General features: G+C 50.4%; 2 protein-coding genes. Both read left to right on the forward strand.

The window, feature by feature from the left end; genetic code table 11:
* The coding region (locus tag GAC_RS03195; protein ID WP_037349448.1) for a ribonucleotide-diphosphate reductase subunit beta at positions 1-550 on the forward strand (550 nt) is incomplete at its 5' end.
* Entirely contained in the window at positions 543-734 is a 192-nt protein-coding gene (locus GAC_RS03200; protein ID WP_037349449.1) for a hypothetical protein, read from the forward strand. The genes GAC_RS03195 and GAC_RS03200, both read left to right, overlap by 8 nt.
* The last annotated feature ends 14 nt before the right edge of the window (positions 735-748 follow it).

The raw sequence follows: 748 nt of genomic DNA on the forward strand, positions 1-748 counted from the left end.
GAAGGGTGACAAGAGGCATGTAGCGAAAACCTTGGCTGTGTTTGGCGCCTTCACTGAGGGTCTGCAGCTTTTCGCCTCGTTTGCGATTTTGCTGAATTTCCAGCGTTTTGGTAAGATGAAGGGGATGGGGCAGATTATAGCCTGGTCCGCCAGGGATGAGACGCTGCACACTGAGTCTATCATTAGGCTGTTTAACACCTTCATTCACGAAAACCAGGAGATATGGGATGAGAATTTGCGTGAAGAGCTTTACGGTGCCTGCCGGGTTATCGTTTCGCTGGAAGATGAATTCATCGACCTCGCCTTCGCTTTGGGGGATGTTGAAGGGCTTTCTGCGGCTGAGGTTAAGCGGTACATACGCTACATAGCAAACAGAAGGCTCAAGCAACTTGATCTGGAGCCCATATATGGTGATAACGTGAATCCTTTGCCGTGGCTTGATGAGATTCTTAATGGGGTTGAGCATACTAACTTTTTCGAGAATCGGGTTACGGAGTATTCGCGCGCTGCAACGGAGGGTACCTGGGATGAGGCGTTTGCGGATGGGTAGGAGCTTCCTATCGGTGGTCTGCCGACCCTTGGTTTTTGTGGCTATTTTGGCGTTTGTGCAGGCTGTTTGTGTTCCTGCTCTCGGTGACAGTGGCGAGGATGAGGACATAGCCAAGCTTCCCAAGGCATTTATCGCGGGGGAGCTGAAGGAAGTTATTAAAATGCCCGACAGGTCCGTTTTTTGATTTAAGCGGTAAGG

Origin of the sequence: Anaplasma marginale str. Florida (assembly GCF_000215485.1) — a bacterium.
Classification (GTDB): Bacteria; Pseudomonadota; Alphaproteobacteria; order Rickettsiales; family Anaplasmataceae; genus Anaplasma; species Anaplasma marginale.